Origin of the sequence: Nostoc sp. UHCC 0251 (assembly GCF_034932245.1) — a bacterium.
GTDB lineage: Bacteria > Cyanobacteriota > Cyanobacteriia > Cyanobacteriales > Nostocaceae > Nostoc.
In genome coordinates this window covers 1-5,144 of record NZ_JAYGHD010000471.1, presented here as the reverse complement: position 1 = coordinate 5,144, position 5,144 = coordinate 1, and the positions used below count along the sequence as shown (strand labels likewise).

The following is a 5,144-nucleotide window of genomic DNA, read 5'->3' as shown; positions in this document are numbered from 1 at the left end:
ACTTGGTAATGTCTGTGTTTTTCTCGCCTCAATTACTACTAGCTAGGCAGTTACTGTACATGAAAAAATGACTGAAGTACACAATAGATACCCGGATAAGGATGTATGGTTCACAGAGGCAGGTAGTGGTACGTGGATAGGTGATGATTCTGCCCAATTTGCAGACCAGATGTATCACACTATCCGTCCACCCAGAAACTGGTCTAAGTCTGTAGTATTCTGGAATATAGCTCTTGACCAGAACGCAGCTCCAAAGCTTGCAGGAGTAGATACATCTAATTCAAACCGTGGTTTCTTAACAATTAGGTCAGATTCTACAGACAGTGTAACAAAAAATACATCATACTATTCAATGGGTCATACAAGCAAGTTTGTTGACCCAGGAGCATACAGAATAGAGTCGAATTCATTTCCAGACGATATTGAAGATGTAGCATACAAAAACCCTGATGGCTCTAAAGTAGTTGTATTGTCCAATAGAACACCCAATCAGAAGTCAGTTAAAATTCAATCGGGTTCAGAGTCATTTACATATACGGTACCCGAAAAAGCTGCGGTAACATTCAAGTGGCGCTCTTAATAAATAAAGATTAGATCGGTATTAAGCCTATAGCCGCGTGAAAACCCACATTCTGGGTCGGAAAACTCTTTCAATAGTGTTGCCTTAATAACGCTACAAACTTGTGAAATATTGTACTTAGTGCCCGTTTCTGGTTTTTTTACAGCTTAATTCTTTAAAGGAGCCAATTATCAACTATGTCAGTGCAAACATATACCGTACAACCAGGAGACACGTTATCAAAGATAGCCGAAAAAGTTTATGGAGATGGCAATCGGTGGCAGCTTATTTATGAAGCGAATCGCAATGTAATTGGAGATAATCCCGAACAGATTCAAGTTGAAATGGTACTTATTATTCCCGGGCAGTCTGATAATGGTGGCGGTGGTGCTAACATTTGGCAGCTTCAAGATAGTTGGATTGGAAATCAGTTCATCAACGGAAATGAAAAAGGTGACAAATGGAGTTTTTTCGACCAGGACGACCCAACCCACGGCTATGTAAAATACGGGAAGTGGGGCGAGCTCATCAACATTGTCGATGGAAACAAAATTAAAATCGACGTTGAATCGGAGGGCTACAACCCTGAAGAGAAACGCCAAAGAAAGGCAATCCGTATTTACACAGATAAAAAGTATAATGGAGGACTGTTCATTATCGATTTAGACCACATCCCTGAAGAAATGGCGGTATGGCCAGCGATATGGCTGGTTGGAACGGGAGCTACATGGCCTGAGAAGGGAGAAATCGACATCATCGAAGGAGTCAACTCGACACCCTCTGCGAACAACAGTAACCAGTCAACATTGCACACCAGAAACGGATGTGTCCAGAACATCCCAAATATTTTGAATCCCGACTGCAACGCCAACAACGCTTTCACGGGATGTGGCATTATGGGGCCCGAAAACTCTTTCGGGCACGGATTCAACGAGAACGGCGGCGGAGCATACGCTTGCGAGTGGGTCTACGACCAGACAATCAAAATTTGGTTTTGGCAGCGTGCTAACATCCCTGCGAATGTGCTTGGAGATTCACCTGATCCAAATACATGGGGAAACCCTTACGTCAGCTTCAATCCGTGTCCGGGATATTTCAAAGACATGGAGATGGTCATCAATACGACCTTGTGCGGAGACTGGGCGGGCAATGTTTTCCCTGGAGGATTAGAAAAATGCGGTAGCTACCTTTGGGACACAAAAAATAATCCCAAATTACGAGACGCATATTTCCTGATCCGAAGTATAAGAATCTTCACGTAAAAACAAACTAATCGCTTGATTTAATCGGTACCAGAGTTTTTCGTTCACACAACATCACTTCTGAGAGTAGAAGGAATTTCAAATGTAATCTATGTTAAGCATCAAGGCGGATGTAGCGATTAATACTTTGAAGCATTTGTTTGGAGTTGATTTATGTCTTGTACACTCGGTAATTCATATATTGTCAAGTCGGGAGACACGCTTTTTATCATTGCCCAACAACAATTAGATGATGGTGAACGCTGGCATGAGATTCTCAAACCAGATGGCATGCCATTTACAGACGGGGATGCTTCTAATTTGCAAGTGGGTCAAGAAATATGCATTCCAGGGTCTACTCCTTTACCTCCTCCCTCCGGGAAGCAAATAAATCTAGAAGCCAGATTTTACAGTATGGAGGAAACGAATTGCCATCTACCTGCCTCCGGCGTGCATGGTGTAACATTGCAAGCAGCACTTGCTCTTCAATTGCAATCACAATGCCAAGGTGAAAGCGTTGGACGTTTACAGTGTGCAGTAGACCCAAATGTGATTCCCCTGTTAACAAATTTTACCTTGGTGCTTTGGGATGGTAGGCAAGTTCCTGCCGCTGCCCTAGATATCGGTACGGCAATTATCGGTCAAAAGATTGACATCTTTGTTGATAGCGTTGAAGAAGCAATCAATCTAGGTGTCCAGTCTGTTACAGCAATTTTGTAATTTAATTTTTTGGAGTTGATTTATGTCTTGTACAATCGGTAGTTCATATATTGTTAAGTCTGGAGACACGCTTTTTGTTATTGCCCAACAACAATTAGGTGATGGCAACCGTTGGTATGAACTCAAAAAACCAGATGGCACTTCCTTAACAGACGCGGATGTGGCAAATTTACAGATAGGTCAAGAAATCTGCATTCCTAACGGGTCTGTCACTCCACCACCACCCCTTCCCCCAATAGGCAAGGGTTTCGCAGGTATTGTATCGCAGCAAACCTTCGAGGCTCTATTCCCAAACCGAAATGGTTTTTACTCCTACGACGGTCTAGTGATCGCCACGCAGAAATACCCAAGCTTCTGCAATGAAGGATCGGACGAAGAATGCAGACGTGAGGCGGCTGCCTTCCTAGCAAATGTTGCCCAAGAGACGGGTTTTTTACAATACATTGAGGAACTGAACACAGCAGTATGGGGTAGCTATTGCGATCCTACAACCTATCCGTGTGTGCAGGGTAAAACCTATCACGGTCGCGGACCGATCCAGTTGTCGTGGAACTACAACTATGCTACATGTGGGGCGGCTCTTGGTATTGATCTGCTCAATAACCCGGATTTGGTCTCAACAGATAGCGCTATTTCCTTCATGACCGCCCTGTGGTTCTGGATGACATCGTGCCACAATGCTATCCGCAACCCCGGTTTCGGCATGACAATCTCCATCATCAATGGTGGCATCGAATGTGGACCGAATGCGTCCCCACAAGGTAGACAAGAAGCTCAAAATCGAATCAATTTTTATCAGGATTTTTGCCAGAGGTTGGGAGTTTCACCAGGCGAAAATCTTTCCTGCTAAGTCGAATGGCGCTAAGTTAACGGCAAACCCGTTATTATTTATAAGGCTTCTGGGTGTTGGGTGTCGTGAGGAAGAAAAAGAAATTTATTTGTGTCTGTACCCACTCAGCCTACCCCCAACACCCTGCCCAGACGAGCTTTCACATGAGTTTTAGTGCCATTCCCTGCTAAGTCATCAAATATCTTTCTTATAGGAGTTATAACCATGTGCAACCAGATCGTTTGTTTACCCAAAATGCTACCTCGCAACCAATGGGTAGCTGCCGCTCAAATTGCAGCCAAGATCAACCCAGTCAATCATCCACCAATCGAACGCTTGATGCTAGTGATGCCAGGGTTCATTCCAGAACCAGAGATGGGGAAGGAGAAAATCTTTGGATGGGCACATCAGGCAGTTTTAGCTTTACCCAAATGCTTGAGGGTTGGGGAAATGAAAAGCAGCATTTTGTGATCGGAACATTTCCAGATGTGAGTAATACTGGCAATTGGGCTGATGTTGGACATTATACTCAGGTCGTTTGGCGGAATACGACTCAAGTAGGATGCGCTGTCGCTGACGGGGGTGATGGGAATACAAGACTCGTTTGCCGCTACAGCCCTCAAGGAAACTTTGTAGGTCAACGACCGTTCTAACGTGACTTAAACAAAACAAGAGAGGTAAAAAGATTATAATGCTTAACTAGCATAGCCTTCACGTTGAAAAAAAAGCTCACAGTACGGCGCAAGGTCAGACAGAAGGGTATAGGGGGTAGGGTGTGGGGAAGACGGCATTAGGCCAGGGCTTGGAACCCCAGCCAATGCGTTCGTCCTTCAAGGACGGGGCTTGTACCCACTGGTTATTGGGGCTATTTCTCTCATTACACCCCACACCCCTAAACCTGCAACCCCGCCCCAAGGGTGCTAGTCACTATAAGAACGTGTTCGCTGTATAAACTTACGTTATATTACTGACGCTGTTACGCTAGAAGAGGCGCTATCGATGCTCAAATATAAGTTTCCCATAGGTAGTGATCGCACTCTGAGAAGAATGGCACTAAGAAAAGCCAAAACACTTGTGGTTTAAGCAGTTTGCAATTGCTTGCGTAATTCATCCGGGGTTTGGTCATCAAGGGATAAGCTTTTGGGCGACGTTTCCGAACTCGTGGTTCACTTCTACCGGGGCGATCGCTCACAGCCTTGTGAGTAATAACTTTAGAGGATGTTTGAAAAGTTCTCTTGTTAGTATCAAAATGTTCTACATCCTCCTCCCGTTTGAAAAGGGGGACTTGAATTCTGCTTCCCCACTTTTTAAGCGGGGTTAAGGGGGATCAACAAGTGCCTAAAATCACAGCTAAGTACTTTTTAAACAACCTCTTATTCAATTCCCTTTTTCACCTCGCTTTCTGTCAGTCCAGCTATCCCTAATCCAACTGCTGTCAAAGCAGGAATATATTACTTTCTTTATGAGTATAAATTTACTAGATTTTTTCCAAAGAACAGACCCCAGCCGGACTTTATACCTCAATCAAAGCTTAGATAGGAAATACTACATTGACTTCTCCTCAGTGCGGGGCGGTGATATTATTGGCAAGCTGAAGCAGAAAATTACGTTTTTTAAAGCCAATGAACCAACCTGTACCTTGTTCACAGGTCATATCGGCTGTGGGAAATCGACAGAACTAGTAAGGTTGCAGGTAGAACTTGAAGCGCTAGACTTCCATGTGGTGTATTTTGAATCCAGTAGACACGTCCGGAATATGATTTGGTTACAAAAAAATGGTAGAAAGGAAAATTGA

6 protein-coding genes and 2 pseudogenes are annotated in these 5,144 nt (G+C 44.0%); 7 read left to right on the top strand and 1 reads right to left on the bottom strand.

Annotated features, from left to right (window positions below):
• The first annotated feature begins 67 nt into the window (after positions 1-67).
• From VB740_RS35750 to VB740_RS35725, 6 genes are all read left to right on the top strand, one after another.
• Entirely contained in the window at positions 68-580 is a 513-nt protein-coding gene (locus VB740_RS35750) for a glycoside hydrolase family 30 beta sandwich domain-containing protein (RefSeq protein ID WP_323204539.1), read from the top strand.
• A gap of 176 nt (positions 581-756) precedes the next feature.
• Positions 757-1,821 carry a LysM peptidoglycan-binding domain-containing protein gene (locus tag VB740_RS35745; RefSeq protein WP_323204538.1) on the top strand — a complete coding sequence of 355 codons (1,065 nt, stop codon included), beginning with the start codon at positions 757-759 and terminating at the stop codon, positions 1,819-1,821.
• A gap of 153 nt (positions 1,822-1,974) precedes the next feature.
• Positions 1,975-2,520: a 3D domain-containing protein gene (locus tag VB740_RS35740; RefSeq protein ID WP_323204537.1), complete on the top strand. Its 546-nt coding sequence runs from the start codon at positions 1,975-1,977 to the stop codon at positions 2,518-2,520.
• Between the two features lie 22 nt (positions 2,521-2,542).
• Positions 2,543-3,370, top strand: coding sequence for a glycoside hydrolase family 19 protein (locus VB740_RS35735; protein ID WP_323204536.1), 828 nt, complete (start codon positions 2,543-2,545; stop codon positions 3,368-3,370).
• Positions 3,371-3,574: 204 nt separating this feature from the next.
• Entirely contained in the window at positions 3,575-3,820 is a 246-nt protein-coding gene (locus VB740_RS35730) for a hypothetical protein (RefSeq protein ID WP_323204541.1), read from the top strand.
• The gene (locus VB740_RS35725) at positions 3,748-4,002 is read left to right on the top strand and encodes a CAP domain-containing protein (RefSeq protein ID WP_323204540.1); all 255 of its coding nucleotides are present in this window, start codon (positions 3,748-3,750) and stop codon (positions 4,000-4,002) included. The genes VB740_RS35730 and VB740_RS35725 overlap by 73 nt, the downstream gene beginning before the upstream one ends.
• Before the next feature lie 350 nt (positions 4,003-4,352).
• On the opposite strand, the pseudogene VB740_RS35720 reads toward VB740_RS35725, so the two are convergent.
• Positions 4,353-4,541, bottom strand: a pseudogene (locus tag VB740_RS35720) (hypothetical protein); the annotation flags it as partial.
• A 270-nt stretch (positions 4,542-4,811) separates the two neighbouring features.
• On the opposite strand from VB740_RS35720, the pseudogene VB740_RS35715 reads away from it, so the two are divergent.
• Positions 4,812-5,090, top strand: a pseudogene (locus tag VB740_RS35715) (ATP-binding protein); the annotation flags it as partial.
• Positions 5,091-5,144: the final 54 nt, after the last annotated feature.

Coding starts and splice junctions, on each gene's coding strand:
- VB740_RS35750 (WP_323204539.1), top strand. CDS start 68: ATGACTGAAGTACACAATAGATACCCGGATAAGGATGTATGGTTCACA.
- VB740_RS35745 (WP_323204538.1), top strand. CDS start 757: ATGTCAGTGCAAACATATACCGTACAACCAGGAGACACGTTATCAAAG.
- VB740_RS35740 (WP_323204537.1), top strand. CDS start 1,975: ATGTCTTGTACACTCGGTAATTCATATATTGTCAAGTCGGGAGACACG.
- VB740_RS35735 (WP_323204536.1), top strand. CDS start 2,543: ATGTCTTGTACAATCGGTAGTTCATATATTGTTAAGTCTGGAGACACG.
- VB740_RS35730 (WP_323204541.1), top strand. CDS start 3,575: ATGTGCAACCAGATCGTTTGTTTACCCAAAATGCTACCTCGCAACCAA.
- VB740_RS35725 (WP_323204540.1), top strand. CDS start 3,748: ATGGGCACATCAGGCAGTTTTAGCTTTACCCAAATGCTTGAGGGTTGG.